The sequence below is a fragment of the Kosakonia pseudosacchari genome (assembly GCF_015167415.1).
Classification (GTDB): domain Bacteria; phylum Pseudomonadota; class Gammaproteobacteria; order Enterobacterales; family Enterobacteriaceae; genus Kosakonia; species Kosakonia pseudosacchari.
In genome coordinates, this window is record NZ_CP063425.1 from 3,312,914 (window position 1) to 3,333,086 (window position 20,173).

The following is a 20,173-nucleotide window of genomic DNA, read 5'->3' on the forward strand; positions in this document are numbered from 1 at the left end:
CGCCGATAACGCCTGTCCATTCGGACCAGATTTTCAACGAATTTCTAAAAATTCTCTTTCCGTTTGCAGGCCGGATAAGCGCACTCAGCCAGCCAACAAACTCAGCGCAATACCATCAACAGCGCCAGCACGACAACCGCGCCAATGCTCATAGATGCCACATACCAGCGCAGGTAACCGTTCTCGCTAAACAGCAGACCTTTGCCTGCGAAGCGGGAAAGGATCGCCGGGATGTTCATCAGCGCATTCAGCGGATCGCTCTTCAGCAACCATGCAATACCGAGGTATGGCTTCACAAAGACGCGATCGTAAAGCCAGTCGAAGCCCCAGGCATTGAACCACCAGGTACCGAAGAAACGCCCCGTTGCGCTGTTGGCAATTGAATGCACCAGTGTGCGGTTACCCAGCCACAGCCATGCTGCCAGCAGGATACCGATAATCGCGACCGCACCGGATGCCACTTCCAGCATCACGACGCTGCTGTGCGCAAGCTCGGTGGTTTCCGGCAACACGCCTTTCAGCGGCGGCACGATCATCGCGCCAACAAAGGTAGACAGCACCAGCAGCACGATCAGCGGCAGATGATGGGTAATCCCCTTCCCTGCATGCGCGTGGATTTGTTCTTTTCCGTGGAAAACAATGAAAATCAGACGGAAGGTATAGAGCGATGTCATAAAGGCACCGACCAGGCCTGCAATCATCAGATTGATATGACCATTCGCTACCGCACCGGCAAGGATTTCGTCTTTACTGAAGAAGCCTGCGGTGATCATCGGTAACGCTGACAGCGCCGCGCCACCGACCAGGAAGCAAGCGTACACCAGCGGAATCGACTTACGCAGGCCACCCATTTTGAAGATGTTCTGCTCGTGATGACACGCGAGGATCACCGAACCGGAGGAGAGGAACAGCAGCGCTTTAAAGAACGCGTGCGTCATCAGGTGGAAAATCGCTGCATCCCAGGCTTGTACGCCAAGCGCCAGGAACATGTAACCAATCTGGCTCATGGTGGAGTAAGCGAGCACACGTTTGATATCGGTTTGCACCAGCGCGGCGAAACCTGCCATCAGTAGCGTTACGGCACCCACAATCCCAACCAGATGCAGCACTTCCGGCGTTAACAGGAACAAACCGTGCGTACGTGCGATCAGGTAGACACCGGCGGTAACCATCGTTGCAGCGTGGATCAGTGCAGAAACCGGGGTCGGGCCAGCCATCGCGTCCGCAAGCCAGGTCTGCAACGGCAACTGCGCGGATTTACCGACCGCACCGCCCAGCAGCATCAGCGTCGCCCACATCAGCATGTTATTGCCGTTGGCGAAGTGCTGCGGTGCCAGTTCAACCATTTCGCGGAAGTTCAGGGTGCCCAGTTCGTTGTAAAGAATGAACAGTGCGAAAGCGAGGAATACATCACCCACGCGGGTGACGACGAACGCTTTCATCGCCGCGGCGCCATTCTTCGGATCGGTGTAGTAGAAACCAATCAGCAGATAGGAGCAGAGGCCCACACCTTCCCAGCCGAGGTACATCAGCAGCAAGTTATCCGCCAGCACCAGTACCACCATGCTGGCGATAAACAGGTTGGTATAGGCAAAGAAGCGGGAGTACCCCTCTTCACCACGCATATACCAGGAGGCGAACATGTGGATCAGGAAGCCGACACCGGTGACCACGGAAAGCATGGTCAAAGAGAGGCCGTCCAGCACCAGATTGAAGCCGATGTTGAAATCACCGACCGCCATCCACGTCCACAGCGGTTTTGCGAAAGGTTGCTGACCGTTATTGAAGAAATCAACGCCCGCATACGCGGTCACCAGCGCAGCCAGACCAATCGACCCGACACCTACGGTTGCGGAAACATTTTCCGACCAGCGGCCACGGGAAAACGCCAGCAGCACAAAGCCAATAAAAGGAAAAATAATGGTTAAGGCGAGCATGTTCATCCACGCATCTCACTTACTGAATCGATATTCAGATTCTGGCGGCGACGATGGAGTTGCAGCAGCAACGCCAGGCCAATGCTCGCTTCGGCAGCCGCGAGGCTAATGGCGAGAATGTACATCACCTGTCCGTCGGTCTGACCCCAGTAGCTACCCGCGACCACAAAGGCCAGCGCAGCGGCGTTAATCATGATTTCCAGCCCAATCAGCATAAACAGCAGGTTGCGGCGGATAACCAGACCGGTCAGCCCCAAAACAAACAAAATCGCAGCGAGGATCAATCCATGTTGCAACGGGATCATGCGTGCTCCTCCGTTTTTCTTTTCGCGCGGTCTTCCGTGCGATTACTCAGCACTTCGCCAGTTCGGTCTTCGCGTCCCAGATGGAAAGCGACAACCAGCCCCGCCAGCAGCAGCATTGAAGCCAGTTCCACCGCCAGGACGTAAGGCCCAAACAGCGTAATGCCAACTGCTTTCGCACCAATCGCCGTCCCCTCGATGCCCTGATCGTTGACGCCCAGGATGGCGTAAATCATCACCACCAGCAGCACTGCGGAGAGCAGCGCCGGGCCAATCCAGATTTGCGGCGACAGCCAGTTGCGCTCCTGCTCGACCACGGTATTGCCGAGGTTCAGCATCATCACCACAAACACAAACAGCACCATGATGGCCCCGGCGTAGACGATGATCTCCAGCGCCCCGGCGAAGTAGGCGCCGAGCGAAAAGAAGACCCCGGCAATCGCCAGCAGAGACACAATCAGATACAGCAACGCGTGTACCGGATTGGTATGCGTAATCACGCGTACCGTCGTCAGGATGGCGACCAGGCCACAGATATAAAAAGCGAACTCCATTGCCCCTCTCCTTACGGTAACAGGCCCTTGACGTCGATAGGCTTGGCTTCGTTTTCCGCTTCACCTTTATCTTTGCCGTCGATTGCCATACCTGCCATCCGGTAGAAGTTATATTCCGGGTATTTGCCCGGACCGGAGATCAGCAGATCCTCTTTTTCGTACACCAAATCCTGACGTTTGTATTCACCCATCTCGAAATCCGGGGTGAGCTGAATCGCCGTTGTCGGGCACGCTTCTTCGCACAGACCACAGAAAATGCAGCGAGAGAAGTTGATACGGAAAAATTCCGGATACCAGCGTCCGTCCTGCATCTCCGCTTTTTGCAGCGAGATACAACCGACAGGGCAGGCTACCGCACACAGGTTACAGGCAACGCAGCGCTCGGAACCATCCGGGTCGCGCGTCAGCACGATACGGCCACGGTAGCGCGGTGGCAGATAGACCGGCTCTTCCGGGTACATACGCGTTTCACGTTTGGCGAACGCATGCAGGCCAATCATCCAGATACTACGAACCTGGGTGCCGAAGCCCACGAGTAATTCTTTTAAAGTCATGGTCTTTTCACCCCTTATTGCGCTTGCCAGAGAATGACAGCCGCCGTTCCCAGCAAGTTAATCAGCGTCAATGGCAGGCAGACTTTCCAGCCGAATGACATCACCTGGTCATAACGCGGACGCGGCAGCGCGGCGCGGATCAAAATGAACATCATCATAAAGAACGCAGTTTTCAGCGCGAACCAGATGAATGGCGGTAACAACGGCCCCTGCCAGCCACCGAAGAACAGCGTGACCATCAGCGCGGAAATGGTGACGATGCCGATGTACTCCCCAACAAAGAACAGGCCGAACTTCATACCGGAATATTCGATGTGGTAACCATCCGCCAGCTCCTGTTCCGCTTCCGGCTGGTCAAACGGGTGACGGTGACACACCGCAACACCCGCGATAGCGAAAGTCACAAAGCCAAAGAACTGCGGGATAACGTTCCACAAACCGGCCTGGTTGTTAACGATGTCGGTCATGTTGAAGGAACCGGCCTGCGCCACCACCCCCATCAGGGAAAGCCCGAGGAATACTTCATAGCTCAGGGTTTGCGCGGAGGCACGCATCGCACCGAGCAACGAGTATTTGTTGTTACTCGACCAGCCAGCGAACAGCACCGCGTAAACGGCCAGACCTGCCATCATCAGGAAGAACAGGATGCCGATATTGAGGTCGGCCACCACCCAGGTGGGGCTGACCGGCACAATGGCGAACGCTAACAGCAGCGAAGTAAAGGCAATCATTGGCGCAAGAGTAAAAATCACGCGATCCGAAAAGCGCGGGATCCAGTCCTCTTTAAAGAACATCTTGATCATGTCCGCCACCAGCTGGAGTGAACCACCCCAGCCTACGCGGTTCGGCCCATAACGGTTCTGGAACAGACCGAGCAGACGACGTTCACCAAAGCTCATGAACGCACCGCAGGTGACCACCACCAGCAGAATGACGACCGCTTTCAGAATGCTTAACAGAATGTCGATAACATCCGGTGTTAACCAGCTCATGCTTGCGCCTCCTGCAGATTTTCAAGACGTGCCCCGGCCAGTACCGGCGCGATGCCCGGCATCCCCATCGGCAGACCAACCTGCCCGGCCGTCAGACCTTCAGAAACCTGCAACGGCAGGCTGATAGTCTGCCCTTCGTAAGTGAAGGAGATATGCGCGCCCGCGTTCACGCCAAGCTTCGCGGCATCTGCCGGATTCAGCTTGATGTAGGGTTGCGGCATACGGCTCTGGAACACCGGAGAACGCTGCGACAGTTCGTCACTGCCAAACAGGTGATAGTAAGGCGCGATACGCCATTTACCGTCCTGCACTTCGAACGCGCCTGGTACGGTAGTGAAGTAATCAAGCCCGCTTTCAGACGCTTCGATCAGGCGAACGCCCGGATCGCCGTGACGCAGGTGACCACCCACTTCGTCCTGGAATTTGTTCCAGGCCTGAGGGGAGTTCCAGCCCGGCGCCCATGCAAACGGAATTTGCGAACGTGGCGCAGACGGCTGGTTGTTCCCTTCCATAGAGAAAGCGAACATGGTGTCTTTGTCCTGCGGCTGGCGCGGTTCGTGCACGCTGATATTGGCGCGCATCGCGGTGCGTCCACTGTAGCGGTGCGGTTCACGCGCCAGTTTCTGACCACGAATGCGGAAGCTGGCATCCGGCGCGGCATCTTTAATACCGGCTAGTTGCGGCAGCGCTTCAACAGCTGCGTCGATCACATGATCAAGCTGCGTCCAGTCCACTTCGCGGTTTTGCACAGTGCTGTGCAGCGAGTGCAGCCAGCGCCAGCTTTCCAGCATCAGCGTTTTGCTGTCGTAATAGGTCGGGTCGTAAACCTGGAAGAAGCGCTGCGCGCGGCCTTCGTTGTTGATAACCGTCCCGTCGCTTTCAGCGAAGCTGGCGGCGGAGAGCACCAGATGTGCGCTGTCCATAATGGCGGTGCGCTGATGATCAACCACCAGTACCAGCGGCGCTTTTGCCAGCGCCGCGTCAACGCGGGCTGCAGAAGCGTGACGGTGCAGATCGTTTTCCAGCACAACAACGGCGTCAGCGCTGCCGCTTTCCAGCTCAGCCAGCGCGTCGTCGAGGCTACCGCCGCCGATAAGCCCCAGCCCCATGCTGTTTACCGAACGGGCAATCATGGTGATGCCGACATCGGAACCACGGCCTTTCAGCGCTTTCGCGACGTTTGCCGCCGCCTGAATCACCGCCGTGCTACCGGCGTTCGTGCCGGAGATAATCAGCGGTTTTTTCGCCCCGGCCAGCGCCTGAACAATCACATCCACTTTGCTTTTCAGGTCGTTGCTCAGACCGTCTACCGCAGGTGACGCGTCGTCCAGCGCATGCGCGATGGCGAAACCTAAGCGAGCCTGGTCTTCTACCGGTGCGCAGTAGGTCCACGCCGCGATATCGTCCAGACGGGTACTGTCGACGTTGGTGACGAACAGCGGATGTTTAGCACGCTGACCAATGTTCATGATCGCCGCGATCTGCCAGTCGGCTACTTTTTGCGCCGCCGCCATTTCACGTGCTTTGCCTTTCACCGCCTGACGCACCGCCAGCGCGACGCGCGCGCCGGTCTGGGTGATATCTTCACCGAGGATCAACACCGCGTCGTAGGATTCAATTTCACGCAGTGCCGGTGTACGGATGCCGCCGTCACGCAGCACTTTCAGCGCCAGCTCAAGACGTTCCTGTTCACCTTTGGCAATGCCGGTATAGAAGTTTTCCGCACCGACCAGTTCACGCAGCGCGAAGTTGCTCTCTACGCTTGCGCGCGGGGAACCGATACCGATCACTTTCTTCGACTGACGCAGAATGTCCGCGGCACCCTGCATCGCCTGCTCGGCGTTAAGGGTGATCAGATCGTCACCACGGCGTTGAACCGGCTGGCGAGGTCTGTCTTTCAGGTTGACGTAACCATAGCCGAAACGACCACGGTCGCAGAGGAAGTAGTGGTTAACCGTGCCGTTGTAGCGGTTTTCGATGCGGCGCAGTTCGCCATAACGTTCGCCAGGGCTGGTGTTACAGCCGATGGAGCACTGCTGACAGATGCTCGGCGCGAACTGCATGTCCCACTTACGGTTATAACGCTCGGAGTGGGTTTTATCGGTGAATACGCCGGTTGGGCAGATTTCCACCAGGTTACCGGAGAATTCGCTTTCCAGCACGCCATCTTCCGGGCGACCGAAGTAGACGTTGTCATGGGCGCCATACACGCCGAGATCCGTGCCGTCCGCATAGTCTTTGTAGTAACGCACGCAGCGGTAACAGGCGATACAGCGGTTCATTTCGTGAGAGATGAACGGGCCGAGATCCTGATTACGGTGCGTACGTTTGGTGAAACGATAGCGGCGGAAGCTGTGACCGGTCATTACGGTCATATCCTGCAGGTGGCAGTTGCCCCCTTCTTCACAGACCGGGCAGTCGTGCGGGTGGTTGGTCATCAACCACTCGACCACGCTTTCACGGAACTGCTTCGCTTCGTCGTCATCAATAGAGATAAAAGTACCGTCGGATGCCGGTGTCATACAGGACATCACCAGGCGGCCACGCGTGTCTTCCGCGTTTTGATATTGCTTCACCGCACACTGGCGGCACGCACCCACGCTCCCCAGCGCCGGATGCCAGCAAAAATAGGGAATATCAAGGCCTAAAGAGAGACACGCCTCAAGAAGGTTGTCTGCTCCGTTTACCTCGTATTCTTTGCCGTCTACATGAATAGTAGCCATTAGCATGCTTCCAGTTGTCTCAGTCAGCGACTAAGAGTTAATCAAAATTCTGTTCGCGTTCCCCTCATCAGCCTGATGAGGGGAGAACCATTACCAGCGCGCTTTCAGCAAGTTTGGCTGGATACCGCCAATTGCATGGGTATTGCTGAATTGCTGTTTAATGCCCGCTTCGAACTCTTCGCGGAAATATTTAATCGCGCTCTGTAACGGTTCAACCGCACCTGGCGCATGCGCGCAGAAGGTTTTACCCGGCCCGAGTTGTCGACACAGTTGCTCAAGTGTCTCGATATCGCCAGGCTGGCCTTCACCGCGCTCCAGCGCACGCAGGATTTTCACGCTCCACGGCAGACCATCGCGACATGGCGTACACCAGCCGCAGGACTCGCGCGCGAAGAACTCTTCCAGGTTGCGCACCAGCGGCACCATGCCAATTTCATGGTCAACGGCCATCGCCAGCGCCGTACCCAGACGGCTGCCCGCTTTACCGATGCTTTCAAACTCCATTGGCAAGTCGAGGTGCGCTTCGGTCAGGAAGTCAGTACCCGCCCCGCCCGGCTGCCAGGCTTTAAATTTCAGGCCATCGCGCATACCGCCTGCGTAATCCTCAAGGATTTCACGCGCGGTCGTACCAAACGGCAGCTCCCACAGACCCGGATTCTTCACGCGCCCGGAGAAGCCCATCAGTTTGGTGCCCGCATCTTTGCTGGTCGAAATGTTCTGATACCATTCAACGCCGTTCGCCAGAATAGCCGGGACGTTACACAGGGTTTCGACGTTGTTAACGCAGGTTGGTTTGCCCCATACGCCAGAGCTTGCCGGGAATGGCGGTTTGGAACGCGGGTTGGCACGGCGGCCTTCCAGCGAGTTAATCAGCGCCGTTTCTTCGCCGCAGATATAACGTCCCGCACCGGTATGCACGAACAGTTCGAAGTCGAAACCGCTGCCAAGAATGTTCTTGCCGAGCAAACCGGCTTCGGTGGCTTCAGCAATCGCGCGGCGCAGATGCACCGCCGCTTCAATATATTCACCGCGCAGGAAGATGTAGCCACGGTAGGCTTTCAGCGCGAACGCCGAAATCAACATCCCTTCCACCAGCAGGTGCGGCAGTTGCTCCATCAGCAGGCGGTCTTTATAGGTGCCCGGCTCCATTTCATCGGCGTTACACAGCAGGTAACGGATGTTCATGGATTCGTCTTTCGGCATCAGGCTCCACTTCAGACCGGTGGAGAAGCCCGCGCCGCCGCGACCTTTCAGACCAGAATCCTTAACCGCATTGACAATCTCATCCGGCGCCATACCGGTCAGCGCTTTGCGCGCACCGGCGTAACCGTTTTTGCTCTGGTACTCTTCGAGCCAGACCGGCTGTTTGTCATCGCGCAGACGCCAGGTCAGCGGATGCGTTTCAGGAGTACGGATAACTGTTTTCATTTATACCGCTCCAGTAGTTCAGGGATCCCTTCCGGCGTCAGATGACTGTGGGTATCTTCATCAATCATCATATTCGGGCCTTTATCGCAGTTGCCCAGACAGCAGGTCGGCAGCAGCGTAAAACGACCATCGAAGGTCGTCTGGCCGGGTTTGATCTTCAGGTGGCTTTCAATCGCCGACTGAATGCCCTGATAGCCGGTGATGTGGCACACCACGCTGTCGCAATAGCGAATAACATGGCGACCAACCGGCTGGCGGAAGATCTGGCTGTAGAATGTCGCCACGCCTTCGACGTCGCTCGCCGGGATGCCCAGCACATCAGCAATGGCGTAAATCGCGCCGTCCGGCACCCAACCACGCTGCTTCTGAACTATCTTCAGCGCTTCAATGGACGCCGCACGCGGGTCTTCGTAGTGGTGCTTCTCGTGCTCAATTGCCTCACGCTCTGCCGCACTCAGCTCAAAAGCCTCGGTTTGTGGTTGTTGATTCTCGTGCATAATTAGCGATCCACATCTGACATAACAAAATCGATACTACCCAGATAGACAATCAAGTCTGATACCAGGCTGCCGCGGATCGTCGCCGGAATTTGCTGCAGGTGCGCAAAGCTCGGGGTACGAACGCGGGTGCGGTAGCTCATGGTGCTGCCGTCGCTGGTCAGGTAGTAACTGTTAATACCCTTGGTTGCCTCAATCATCTGGAAGGATTCGTTGGCCGGCATTACCGGGCCCCACGACACTTGCAGGAAGTGAGTAATCAGGGTTTCGATATGTTGCAGCGTGCGCTCTTTCGGCGGCGGCGTAGTCAGCGGGTGATCCGCTTTGAACGGTCCTTCCGGCATGTTATTGAGGCACTGCTCAAGAATGCGCAGGCTTTGGCGCAGCTCTTCAACTTTCAGCATCACGCGGGTGTAACAGTCGCTTACGCCACCACCAACCGGGATTTCAAAGTCGAAGTTCTCGTAACCGGAGTACGGGCGCGCTTTACGCACGTCAAAATTGATGCCGGTCGCACGCAGGCCTGCACCGGTCGTGCCCCACTCCAGCGCTTCTTTTGCGTTGTAAGCGGCAACACCCTGCGAGCGGCCTTTCAGAATGGTGTTACGCAGCGCCGCTTTCTCGTAAGAGGCCAGGCGTTTTGGCATCCAGTCGAGGAACTCGCGCAGCAGACGATCCCAACCACGCGGCAGATCGTGCGCCACGCCGCCAATGCGGAACCAGGCCGGGTGCATACGGAAACCGGTGATCGCTTCGACCAGATCGTAGATTTTCTGACGATCGGTAAAGGCGAAGAACACCGGCGTCATTGCGCCCACGTCCTGGATAAAGGTCGAGATATAGAGCAGATGGCTGTTGATGCGGAACAGTTCAGACAGCATCACGCGGATCACGTTGACGCGATCCGGCACGGTGATGCCGGCCAGTTTTTCTACCGCCAGCACGTAAGGCATTTCGTTGACGCAACCGCCGAGATACTCGATACGGTCGGTGTAAGGAATATAGCTGTGCCACGACTGACGCTCACCCATTTTTTCCGCGCCGCGATGGTGATAACCGATATCCGGCACACAGTCGACGATCTCTTCGCCGTCCAGTTGCAGAATGATACGGAACGCACCGTGCGCAGAGGGGTGGTTCGGACCGAGGTTGAGGAACATAAAGTCCTCGTTTTCGGTGCCGCGTTTCATGCCCCAGTCTTCCGGCTTGAAGGTCAACGCTTCCATTTCCAGATCCTGTTTGGCTTTAGTCAGCTCAAACGGATCGAATTCTGTGGCGCGCGCCGGGTAATCTTTACGCAGCGGGTGACCCGTCCAGGTTTGCGGCATCATGATGCGCGTCAGGTGCGGGTGACCATTAAAGGTAACGCCAAACATCTCCCAGGTTTCACGCTCATACCAGTTGGCGTTCGGGAAAAGTTTGGTCAGCGTCGGCACATGCAGATCGTTTTCAGCCAGCGCCACTTTCAGCATGATGTCGCGGTTGCGATCGATGGAAATGAAGTGGTAGAAAACGGAAAAATCCGCGGCGGGCAAACCGGCGCGGTGTGTGCGTAGACGTTCATCCATGCCGTGCAAATCGAACAGCATGACGTACGGTTTCGGTAATTTCTTTAAGAAATCGACCACTTCCAGCAACTGCTCACGCTTAACCCAAACTACGGGTACCCCGGTGCGGGTCGCCTGAACGGTAAAGGCATCCGGCCCAAAACGGTTGCGCAATTCGCCAATGACCGGATCATCCAGATGATCCCGGGTCTGCCATGCGGCTTCTTGCGCAGTTAAATCGGTCATATTGTTCACCATTGCAAAGGGTCCGTGGTGACTGTTGGGTATGGCTTCGCGTTATTGGATTATTGAAATGCGAAGTTTCTTCCATTACCCACAGGCGCAAATTAAATCTCGTCCGGCGTACGCAGATTGGTCACGGCGATACGCTCGCCACGTTTACGGTCGCGTTCCGACTGCATATTGGCGCGATAAACGCCCTGATCGCCAACCACCCATGAGAGCGGACGACGCTCCTTGCCAATCGACTCCTGCAGCAGCATCAGCGCCTGCATATAGGCTTCAGGACGCGGCGGGCAGCCAGGGATGTAAACATCCACCGGGATAAATTTGTCGACGCCTTGCACGACTGAGTAGATGTCGTACATACCGCCAGAGTTCGCACAGGCACCCATGGAGATAACCCACTTAGGTTCCAGCATCTGGTCGTAAAGGCGCTGAATGACCGGCGCCATTTTGGTAAAGCATGTGCCCGCAACCACCATCAGGTCTGCCTGACGAGGAGAAGCACGCAGAACTTCCGCACCAAAACGCGCAACGTCGTGCACGGCCGTAAAGGATGTCACCATCTCTACGTAACAGCACGACAGGCCAAAGTTATATGGCCAAATTGAGTTTTTACGTCCCCAGTTCACCATATCGTGCAGGGCATTCTCGAGTTTGCCCATATAAACGCTACGGTTAATTTCTTGTTCCAGGGGGTCGGTTACGATCTCCTGTTTCTGCAGGGGGTAACGGTCGTTCTCACCGTTAGGATCTATGCGGGTGAGCGTATAATCCATCTTATTGCCTCGCGGTTAGCGTTGACTGTCAGTGTAGCTGTTAGTCTCTGGGTTGATTTGCTCACGGCGCGAACGCACGGGCGTCCAATCCAGCGCGCCAATACGCACCAGATAAACCAGACCAGCCAGCAGCACTAATATAAAAATTGCGGCTTCGACAAACCCGACCCAACCACTCTCGCGAATGGAGGTTGACCATGCGTATAAATAGAGCGCTTCCACATCGAAGATGACGAAGAACATGGCCACCAGGTAGAACTTGGCGGATAGACGTAAGCGAGCGGAACCGACGGAGTCGATACCCGATTCGAAAGGAACGTTTTTGTGCCTCGCGCGTGCGCGACCGCCCAAAAACCGACCGCCGATCAGCATCAGGCAACACAGGCCAATGGCGACAATAAGAAAGATAGCGAATGCCCAGTGATGAGCGATGATTTCAGTGGATGTTGACATACGCATTGCTTAACTCAAAAGGTAGCGTTATTACCTCTGCTCTTGCTGGCAGATGACGCCACATCGATTCACGGGGAGGAATAAAAAACCACACATTAACTGTGTAAAAGGCGAAAACAGCTAAACGATGTGGGTTTTTACTCCTTTCTATAACCTTTTGTCAACTTTAACAAAGGTTTCCTCACATTAGTTTACATCGGCAGCAATTCATTAACATTTAGTGCCGTTTTCTTGAACGGCTTCAAACATTCACAAGAAATATCCTAGTGTTGAATCGTGTCCGTAGCGAGGTTTTACACTAATTACCCGCTTATTTTGACAGGATTTTGTCCGGATTCCTCCCCCTCAACGGGAGTATTTTCTTGATCTGAGACACGCTTTTGTTAATTCATTCAGTGAAACAGCAACAATCCGCCTTGATTTTTAACATGACCAGCAGGCATGAAAGACTATAGTTGAAAAAAGGAGATCGTGCTGTGAGTGATATTAAATTATTGAAAGAAAGAATAATTTTCAGGAAGGATGTTTCTGTAATTCATAATCTGTGCGCAAAATGAACCGATAACCGCTTTTTTGCCGCCAGCGGTTCATTTTTGCATTTACATTTTGTTACCAGATTTGGCAGAGAATGTTAGCTAAAATCCCCTTCTATAACCAGCGGATCGCCTCCTCCTTCAGGAGTACCGCCGCTGTAATGCCAGGGGTTTTGATAATGTTCCATGGCCTGAAAAATCACCTGTGCCAGCTCATTGCGACTTTGCGGATTATAACAAAGCAGATATTCCGTATCCGGTAACAGCGGCAGCCCTTCGGCTCTGCCCAGCACGCGCAAATCAGGGCTCATCATCTCGACCGGCCGCGCGGTCACCCCCAATCCGGCTTTTACGGCTGCTTTTACCGCCGACAGAGACGAAGCGACATAAGCCATACGCCATGGAATATCCGCATCATTCAGCGAATTGATGACCATATCGCGAAATGGGCTCGGCTCATCCAGTAAGACCAGTGGTATCGCCTCACTTTTCTGTAACACGTATTCAGCCGCGCAGTACCAGTGCGTTGGCGATGTGCGCAACGTCAGGCAATCGTATTGCGCGGAACGGTGAGTCGTCACCACGAGATCAACATCGTGCTCTTGTTCATGTTCGTCAGAAAACGGGTTACGCTTCACTCGCACATCGAGAGCCAGCTTCGGGTATACCGAGCTAATACGATTAAGCAAAAACGGTAAAATCGTGTCTGCGGACTCATCAGAAGCGCCAATAGTTAAGACGCCCTGAAGATTGCTAAACATTAACGACGTACATGCTTCGTCATTGAAACGTAAGATCTTTCGCGCATATCCCAGTAACTGAATACCATGTTCAGTTAAGAGTTTATTGCGACCATGACGGGCAAATAATTCTTTTCCCACTAATTGTTCAAGCCGCTGCATTTGCTGACTTACGGCGGACTGTGTGCGACAAACTGCAGCAGCGGCCGCAGCAAAAGTGTTTAGATCGGCGACCGCAACGAAAGTTCTCAGCAGATCGAGGTCGAGATTCAATATCGGACGATTTGCATTTATCATAATTTTTCACTTACGGGTCGTTCGCGCGGAGTGACCCGGGTTTATGCTGTGCTCGTAAGATTAAGTAATTCCATTTAAAAAGTGCATCCAGCAGGATCATAACCAGGTAAAGCTGGCAGTCTTCAGGTGTTTATAGTTCGCTGTCTAGCGCAAGCTGAACTCAATGGCTTTATTTCGCCTTCTGCCATTCCTTTTAGATATATAAAAGATGCCAAAGCGCGTTATTCCTTTTAAGAAAAACATGTTTGTGCAACGTTCATAGGCTATACATAGCACTGCGCCATATAGAACCAGCCTATATAACTGGTCAGAATTAAAAGCGAGTAATAACAATCAACTACAATTAAGAAATAAACCTTAACTAAAGCAAGGCTTTTGGTCTCAGTTCCATTTCTTGCCCCACGAGTTTAACCTAAAACCTTTATATTTATAAGCATTATTGCGAATAATCTTAAGCAAACAAATGGCGTCCACCACACCATCATCTTATTAATATTAGTGATAGTCATCGTTCCCATTCTCAATATTAAATCGCTATTAATTAAGTGAAGAACTAACTATTAATAATGCTTAACATTGCGTTTACAGCCAACTCAACTCTTCGCCTGGCCAAATGAGGCAGTAATCCAGCGCGCGGGTTTTATGCAGAGAACGAATTCTACCGTAGCCCAAGCGCCTCAAACCGCGACTAAACGAACGCCTTTAGACAGTAAAAAATTTCACAATTAAAATAAATATCAGCACCAAAAACCAAAAAATAAAACAAAAACAGAAAAAGAAAAAACAAAAAGCCTAATTAATAGTTAAAAAATCGTTAACCATCAGAGACATTAAGACAAAATCTTCTCCTGTTAACCCTTCAAAATGGGCGGACGGGGGAGTACATTGTTCCGTGCTCACTTCCACGGCAGGCAGTGGCTATTCCAGCTAAAAGGTCAAAGGTTCATGTCCTCCATCGAAAAATCCAGCAAATTAGATAACGTCTGTTACGACATCCGTGGCCCGGTTCTGAAAGAAGCAAAACGTCTTGAAGAAGAAGGCAACAAGGTCCTCAAACTCAACATCGGCAACCCAGCCCCTTTCGGCTTCGAGGCACCGGATGAAATTCTGGTTGATGTGATCCGCAACCTGCCCAGCGCGCAAGGTTACTGCGACTCAAAAGGGCTCTATTCCGCGCGCAAAGCCATCATGCAGCACTATCAGGCGCGCGGCATGCGCGAAGTGACTGTGGAAGACATCTATATTGGCAACGGTGTTTCCGAGTTGATCGTGCAGTCGATGCAGGCGTTGCTGAATAGCGGTGACGAAATGCTGGTGCCCGCACCAGATTACCCGCTGTGGACCGCTGCAGTTTCGCTCTCTGGCGGGAAAGCGGTGCACTATTTATGCGATGAGTCGGCAGGCTGGTTCCCCGATCTCGACGATATTCGCGCCAAAATTACGCCGCGTACGCGCGGGATTGTCATTATCAACCCGAACAACCCGACCGGCGCGGTTTACTCAAAAGAGCTGCTGCTGGAAATCGTTGAGATCGCGCGTCAGCACAACCTCATCATCTTTGCTGATGAAATCTACGACAAAATTCTTTACGACGAAGCGCAGCATCACTCCATTGCCGCACTCGCGCCGGATCTGTTCACCATCACCTTTAACGGGCTGTCGAAAACCTACCGGGTCGCGGGTTTCCGCCAGGGCTGGATGGTGTTGAGTGGGCCGAAAAAGCACGCGAAAGGCTATATTGAAGGGCTGGAGATGCTGGCATCGATGCGCCTGTGCGCCAACGTTCCGGCACAACACGCGATTCAGACCGCGCTCGGTGGCTACCAGAGCATTAGTGAATTTATTGTGCCTGGCGGGCGTCTGTATGAGCAGCGTAACCGCGCGTGGGAGTTGATCAACGAGATCCCGGGCGTTTCCTGCGTGAAACCAAGCGGTGCGTTGTATATGTTCCCGAAAATCGACGCTAAACGCTTCAATATTCACGACGATCAAAAAATGGTACTCGACTTCCTGTTGCAGGAAAAAGTACTGCTTGTACAAGGATCTGCGTTTAACTGGCCCTGGCCGGATCACGTACGCATTGTGACGCTGCCGCGTGAAGACGATCTGGAAATGGCGATTACCCGTTTTGGTCGTTTCCTCTCGGGTTACCACCAGTAAGGATGCCGGGGGAGGATTTGCATCTTCCCCCACTCTCTGCGCACAATGGCTCAGGTCGCAGTCACAGACAAGGTTAACCATGAGTCAGAGCCACTTTTTCGCCCATCTTTCCCGCCTTAAACTCATCAATCGCTGGCCGCTGATGCGCAATGTGCGCACGGAGAATGTCTCCGAACATAGCTTACAAGTTGCGATGGTCGCCCACGCGCTGGCGGCAATTAAAAACCGTAAATTCGCGGGCCAGGTTAATGCTGAACGCATTGCGCTGCTGGCGATGTACCACGATGCATCAGAAGTGCTGACCGGTGATTTGCCTACGCCGGTAAAATATTTCAATTCGCAAATCGCTCAGGAATATAAAGCCATCGAGAAGATCGCCCAGCAGAAGTTGGTCGAGATGGTGCCGGAAGAACTGCGTGATATTTTTGCGCCGCTGATCGATGAACATCACTACACCGCAGAAGAAAAATCGATTGTGAAACAGGCAGATGCCCTGTGCGCTTATCTGAAGTGTCTGGAAGAGCTCTCCGCTGGCAACAACGAATTCTTGCTGGCTAAATCACGGCTGGAAAAAACGCTTGATGCGCGCCGCAGCCCGGAAATGGATTACTTTATGCAGGTGTTTGTACCGAGCTTCCATTTGTCGCTGGATGAAATCAGCCAGGATTCGCCGCTGTAACTGAACATGCCGGGCCAACAAACCCGGCCATATCAGAACGGAAACAGCACCGGGATTAACAGTGCGCAGACCACCATCACCAGCAACGTGAACGGCACGCCGATTTTTACAAAATCACTGAACTGGTAGTTACCCGGTCCTAAAACCAGTGTATTCACCGGTGAGGAAACGGGTGTCATAAACGCGGCCGAGGCAGCCATCGCGACAACCATTGCGAACGGATAAGGCGAAACGCCCATTGATTTCGCTGCCGCCAGGGCAATCGGTGCCATCAATACCGCCGTTGCGGTGTTAGAGATAAATAAACCAATCGTGGCGCACATCACGAACAGACATATCAGCATCAGATGCGGGCCATAGCCGCCGCCTAAGTCCATCAACCCTTTCACCACCAGATCCACACCGCCGGTTTTTTGCAACGCCAGCGCGAACGGCATCATACCGACAATCAAAATAATGCTCGGCCAGTGGATCGCTTTATACGCACTTTCTGCATCAATACAGCGAAACTTGCCCATCAACATACACGCGATGATCGCGGCCACCGGATTGGGAATTTCATCCGTCAGCATCAACGCAACCATCAATACCAGGCAGAAAATAGCGTGTGCCGCCTGGCTGTGCGCCGGAGACGCGGCACTCTCTTCCACCGGTAAGTTGAGCACCACAAAGTCGCGCCCGTGCGAACCAAGCTGGCTGATAAGTTTCCAGTTTCCGACCACCAGAAAAACATCGCCCAGTTGCAATGTTTCATCCGTCACCGCGCCTTCCAGCGCCTCGCCGTTGCGTTTCAGACCAACAACGTTAAGGCCGTAGCGGGTGCGAAAACCGATTTCGCGCACTGTTTTGCCAATCAGTTCCGAATCGGGGATCAGCGACACCTCAGCCATCCCGACGTCCAGCGCCTGGTCGGAAAAATACTCACCGCGCAGGATCATCGGCTCAAGCAGTTGTTCAGCGCAAAACTGGCGTAAATCGACTTCGGCGGCAGACATGTCAATCAGTAGCACATCGCGGGCACGAAATTCGGATACGCCATTAACGTTAACAATGACACGCCGGAAATGTCGCCAGCGCTCAACACCGATAATGTTGGCGCCATAGCGCTCACGCAGTTGTAAATCATCCAGCCGCTGCCCAATCATTGGCGAACCGGGGCGGATCGCCAGACGGCGCGCCCGACCGGCAAGACGATACTCCTTAATAAGATCGCGAAAACTGCGGCGTTTCCAGCTTTCACGCGCGGCATCGTCACTCTCCCCTTTCAACGTGAAACGCATCAACAGCATATAAATAATGCCAAGCAGTAGGATCACCAGCCCCAAAGGGGTCACGCTAAAAAAGCTGAAGCCGTCAAAGCCTTCGCGTAGCAATTCGCTATTAACAACAAGGTTTGGCGGCGTCGCTACCAGCGTCATCATGCCGCTAATAAGGCCGGCGAAACTGAGCGGCATCATCAGCCGTGACGGCGAAATCTGCATGCGCATTGACACGCTAAGCACCACCGGGATGAAGATTGCCACCACGCCGGTCGAACTCATAAATGCCCCAAGCCCGGCAACGGTGACCATCAACAACACCAGCATTTTGGTTTCGCTGCTGCCCGCCATGTTGACCAGCCACGCCCCCATGTTTGTCGCCACACCGGTGCGCACCAGGCCGTCGCCGATGATAAACAGGGCGGCAATTAACACGACGTTCGGGTCGCTAAAACCGGAAAACGCTTCGGAAAGCGTCAGCGTTCCACTAAGAACAAAGGCAACAATGACAAACAGGGCTACAGCATCCATGCGCACTTTGCCCGTCGCGAAAAGCACCACCGCGATGCCCAGCAGACACAGTACCCAGATAAGTTCACCGTTCACAACGTATCCTTGTCAGTTGATAGTGGAGAAATAGTGCCATAAAAAAACCCCACAAAAGTGGGGTTACATCATGGGATCAAGCCTTTAGCGTGACATTCACCCGCCCGTCCGGCTGTTTTGCGACATCAAGCGCTTCAAGCGTGGTGAGTCGGAAATCCACCTCGTCAAGCCGGGGCGCATCCGCAGGAACATTGACCGCAATCACATGGCAACCTGCGGCAAGGCCGGAAAGGAGACCCGCCGGCGCATCTTCCACCACTACGCACTCGCGCGGTGAAAGCCCCAACAGCTGTGCGCCGAGGAGATAAGCATCAGGCTCAGGTTTACCGCGTGTAACCTGCTCGGCGGTGACGAACACTTTCGGTGTCGGCAACCCGGTTGCACGATGTCGCGCATGAGCGACAGGCACAGACCCGGAGGTAACAATAGCCCACGGAATCGCTGACTCATCTAAATGCTGAAGCAGCGCAATCGCGCCAGGCAGCGCGGTAATGCCATCGGTGTCAGCCGCTTCAACCTGTTCAAGCCAGGTAAATTCAGCCGCAATCTCTGCTTCAGACTTGCCCGGTAAAAAATGCCGCAGCGAGGTAATCGCCTGTTTGCCGTGGATAAAATTCAGTACTTCATCATGCGCGATACCAAATCGATCAGCCCAGTTACACCATGCCCGCTCCACAGCGGGCAGCGAATTCACCAGGGTGCCATCCAGGTCAAACAGAAATCCTTTACACTGCACACTCACCTCCTCAGGCGTTGATAATCTGATTAATTTCGTTGCTGCTCAGGTGGTACTGACGCGGGCAGGAGTGCCACACGCTCAGCATGCGCTGATATTTTTCCCACATTGGGGTTTGCGCGTTAAAGCCGTGGGTTCCGGCGTCGAAATGGGTATAGCGGCCTTCGATATTGACCATAAAACGCACGTAGCCGAGATAACGCGCTTCCGTTGCGGCGTCAAAGCCAAGGAAAGTCACCCGGCGTTCATCAATGGTGCTGGTATCTTTTAGGTTGGTCCAGGAGACATGCAGTGCGTGGTACATCTCCATGATGTCGATAACAGTACGACAGGTCTCTTCTTTCAACTCGCCGAATTCACGATCCAACTCACGCATTTGCAGGCCATATCCACGCTCAATAATGGTTTGCAAACGGCGATAGCGCTCTGCATTAGCCGGATCCATCATGGTCATCATTTTGTACTGGTTGGATAAGATCAGACGTTGGGCATTGGTCATTTCCATCTTTCGACTCCTGTGGCACATCGGCGCATTAAAAAAGATGCCTTGAGTTTACCTGCTGAAAAAGACGGCTTTCTTGATTTGCCGGGGGTGTTGGGTAGAACAGAATGAAAAATAAAAAAGAAGACATCGCAAAAATGCCTTCTTTTATAGAGATTGCGAAACTTGTTCAAACTCACAAATCATCAAGGAATGTTTTATCGAGCTGTTTAAAAGCACGTTTAAGCGTGTCGGCCAGCGCTTGATAATCAGGCTTACCCTCTACAGGTGCTAACGCCTGACCCGCTTCTTGCAACTTGCCGCGCACTTCATAAAACCAGTGCAGAATCGACGGCGGTAGCGGCGTCACAGAACGCTTACCCAGCCACCATAGCCCCTGCATCGGCAGGCTCAGCGCAAACAGCGCGGTAGCCACCGCCGGTCCAAGCTGGCCGCCGAGCGCAATTTGCCAGCAGAGAGTAAACACGGCCACGGGCGGCATAAAGCGCGTGGCATAGCGCATTGCGCGGATCACACGGTTTTCAACGAACATCGGAGCGAGGCGTTTTTCCATAGGCCAGGTCTTCGCATAGTGCTGACCCCGACGAAACAAACTAAAAAAATTGACGGGTCGATTCTCTGAAGTGGACATGGGTTACCTCAACTTCACATA

Annotated in this window: 18 protein-coding genes; 2 read left to right on the top strand and 16 right to left on the bottom strand. The window is 53.8% G+C overall.

Translation table 11 applies throughout. The features are described 5' to 3' along the window. Positions 1-101 precede the first annotated feature (101 nt). The 12 genes from nuoL to lrhA form a co-directional block, all read right to left on the bottom strand. Positions 102-1,943, bottom strand: a complete 1,842-nt coding sequence (gene nuoL / locus IP581_RS15560) for an NADH-quinone oxidoreductase subunit L (protein WP_193820802.1) — start codon at positions 1,941-1,943, stop codon at positions 102-104. After that, positions 1,940-2,242: an NADH-quinone oxidoreductase subunit NuoK gene (nuoK, locus tag IP581_RS15565; protein WP_002463445.1), complete on the bottom strand. Its 303-nt coding sequence runs from the start codon at positions 2,240-2,242 to the stop codon at positions 1,940-1,942. The genes nuoL and nuoK overlap by 4 nt, the downstream gene beginning before the upstream one ends. Further along, positions 2,239-2,793: an NADH-quinone oxidoreductase subunit J gene (gene nuoJ, locus IP581_RS15570; RefSeq protein WP_193820803.1), complete on the bottom strand. Its 555-nt coding sequence runs from the start codon at positions 2,791-2,793 to the stop codon at positions 2,239-2,241. The genes nuoK and nuoJ overlap by 4 nt, the downstream gene beginning before the upstream one ends. An 11-nt stretch (positions 2,794-2,804) precedes the next feature. Next, positions 2,805-3,347: an NADH-quinone oxidoreductase subunit NuoI gene (gene nuoI, locus IP581_RS15575; RefSeq protein WP_017458593.1), complete on the bottom strand. Its 543-nt coding sequence runs from the start codon at positions 3,345-3,347 to the stop codon at positions 2,805-2,807. 14 nt (positions 3,348-3,361) lie between these two features. Then, positions 3,362-4,339 carry an NADH-quinone oxidoreductase subunit NuoH gene (gene nuoH / locus IP581_RS15580; protein WP_017458594.1) on the bottom strand — a complete coding sequence of 326 codons (978 nt, stop codon included), beginning with the start codon at positions 4,337-4,339 and terminating at the stop codon, positions 3,362-3,364. Further along, entirely contained in the window at positions 4,336-7,062 is a 2,727-nt protein-coding gene (gene nuoG / locus IP581_RS15585; protein WP_193820804.1) for an NADH-quinone oxidoreductase subunit NuoG, read from the bottom strand. Before nuoG ends, nuoH begins: the two co-directional genes overlap by 4 nt. 90 nt (positions 7,063-7,152) lie before the next feature. Then, positions 7,153-8,490, bottom strand: a complete 1,338-nt coding sequence (nuoF, locus tag IP581_RS15590; protein ID WP_086868056.1) for an NADH-quinone oxidoreductase subunit NuoF — start codon at positions 8,488-8,490, stop codon at positions 7,153-7,155. Then, positions 8,487-8,987, bottom strand: a complete 501-nt coding sequence (nuoE, locus tag IP581_RS15595) for an NADH-quinone oxidoreductase subunit NuoE (protein WP_086868054.1) — start codon at positions 8,985-8,987, stop codon at positions 8,487-8,489. Before nuoE ends, nuoF begins: the two co-directional genes overlap by 4 nt. A 2-nt stretch (positions 8,988-8,989) precedes the next feature. Then, positions 8,990-10,792 (bottom strand): NADH-quinone oxidoreductase subunit C/D, encoded by a 1,803-nt coding sequence (nuoC, locus tag IP581_RS15600; RefSeq protein ID WP_097400383.1) that lies wholly within the window; start codon positions 10,790-10,792, stop codon positions 8,990-8,992. Between the two features lie 89 nt (positions 10,793-10,881). Beyond that, on the bottom strand, positions 10,882-11,556 hold the full coding sequence (gene nuoB / locus IP581_RS15605; RefSeq protein WP_007371088.1) for an NADH-quinone oxidoreductase subunit NuoB: 675 nt from the start codon (positions 11,554-11,556) through the stop codon (positions 10,882-10,884). Positions 11,557-11,571: 15 nt separating this feature from the next. Beyond that, positions 11,572-12,015 (bottom strand): NADH-quinone oxidoreductase subunit NuoA, encoded by a 444-nt coding sequence (gene nuoA, locus IP581_RS15610; RefSeq protein WP_017458599.1) that lies wholly within the window; start codon positions 12,013-12,015, stop codon positions 11,572-11,574. A gap of 625 nt (positions 12,016-12,640) precedes the next feature. Then, positions 12,641-13,579 (bottom strand): transcriptional regulator LrhA, encoded by a 939-nt coding sequence (gene lrhA / locus IP581_RS15615; protein WP_193820805.1) that lies wholly within the window; start codon positions 13,577-13,579, stop codon positions 12,641-12,643. Between the two features lie 945 nt (positions 13,580-14,524). Between lrhA and IP581_RS15620 the strand changes: the two genes are divergently transcribed. Together IP581_RS15620 and yfbR are read left to right on the top strand one after the other, a co-directional pair. Beyond that, a complete protein-coding gene (locus IP581_RS15620; RefSeq protein WP_086868048.1) occupies positions 14,525-15,739 on the top strand; it encodes a pyridoxal phosphate-dependent aminotransferase in 1,215 nt (404 codons plus the stop codon). 79 nt (positions 15,740-15,818) lie between these two features. Continuing rightward, positions 15,819-16,418 (top strand): 5'-deoxynucleotidase, encoded by a 600-nt coding sequence (gene yfbR, locus IP581_RS15625; protein WP_017458602.1) that lies wholly within the window; start codon positions 15,819-15,821, stop codon positions 16,416-16,418. A 32-nt stretch (positions 16,419-16,450) separates the two neighbouring features. Here yfbR and IP581_RS15630 read toward each other — a convergent pair whose 3' ends face one another. From IP581_RS15630 to yfbV, 4 genes are all read right to left on the bottom strand, one after another. After that, complete coding sequence (locus tag IP581_RS15630; RefSeq protein ID WP_086868044.1) at positions 16,451-18,283, bottom strand: SLC13 family permease; 1,833 nt, start codon at positions 18,281-18,283, stop codon at positions 16,451-16,453. Positions 18,284-18,359: 76 nt separating this feature from the next. Next, positions 18,360-19,019, bottom strand: a complete 660-nt coding sequence (locus tag IP581_RS15635) for a sugar phosphatase (RefSeq protein WP_193820806.1) — start codon at positions 19,017-19,019, stop codon at positions 18,360-18,362. A 10-nt stretch (positions 19,020-19,029) separates the two neighbouring features. Then, entirely contained in the window at positions 19,030-19,524 is a 495-nt protein-coding gene (locus IP581_RS15640) for a YfbU family protein (protein WP_086868039.1), read from the bottom strand. A gap of 172 nt (positions 19,525-19,696) precedes the next feature. Next, positions 19,697-20,152, bottom strand: coding sequence for a terminus macrodomain insulation protein YfbV (gene yfbV / locus IP581_RS15645; RefSeq protein ID WP_086868037.1), 456 nt, complete (start codon positions 20,150-20,152; stop codon positions 19,697-19,699). Positions 20,153-20,173 lie beyond the last annotated feature (21 nt).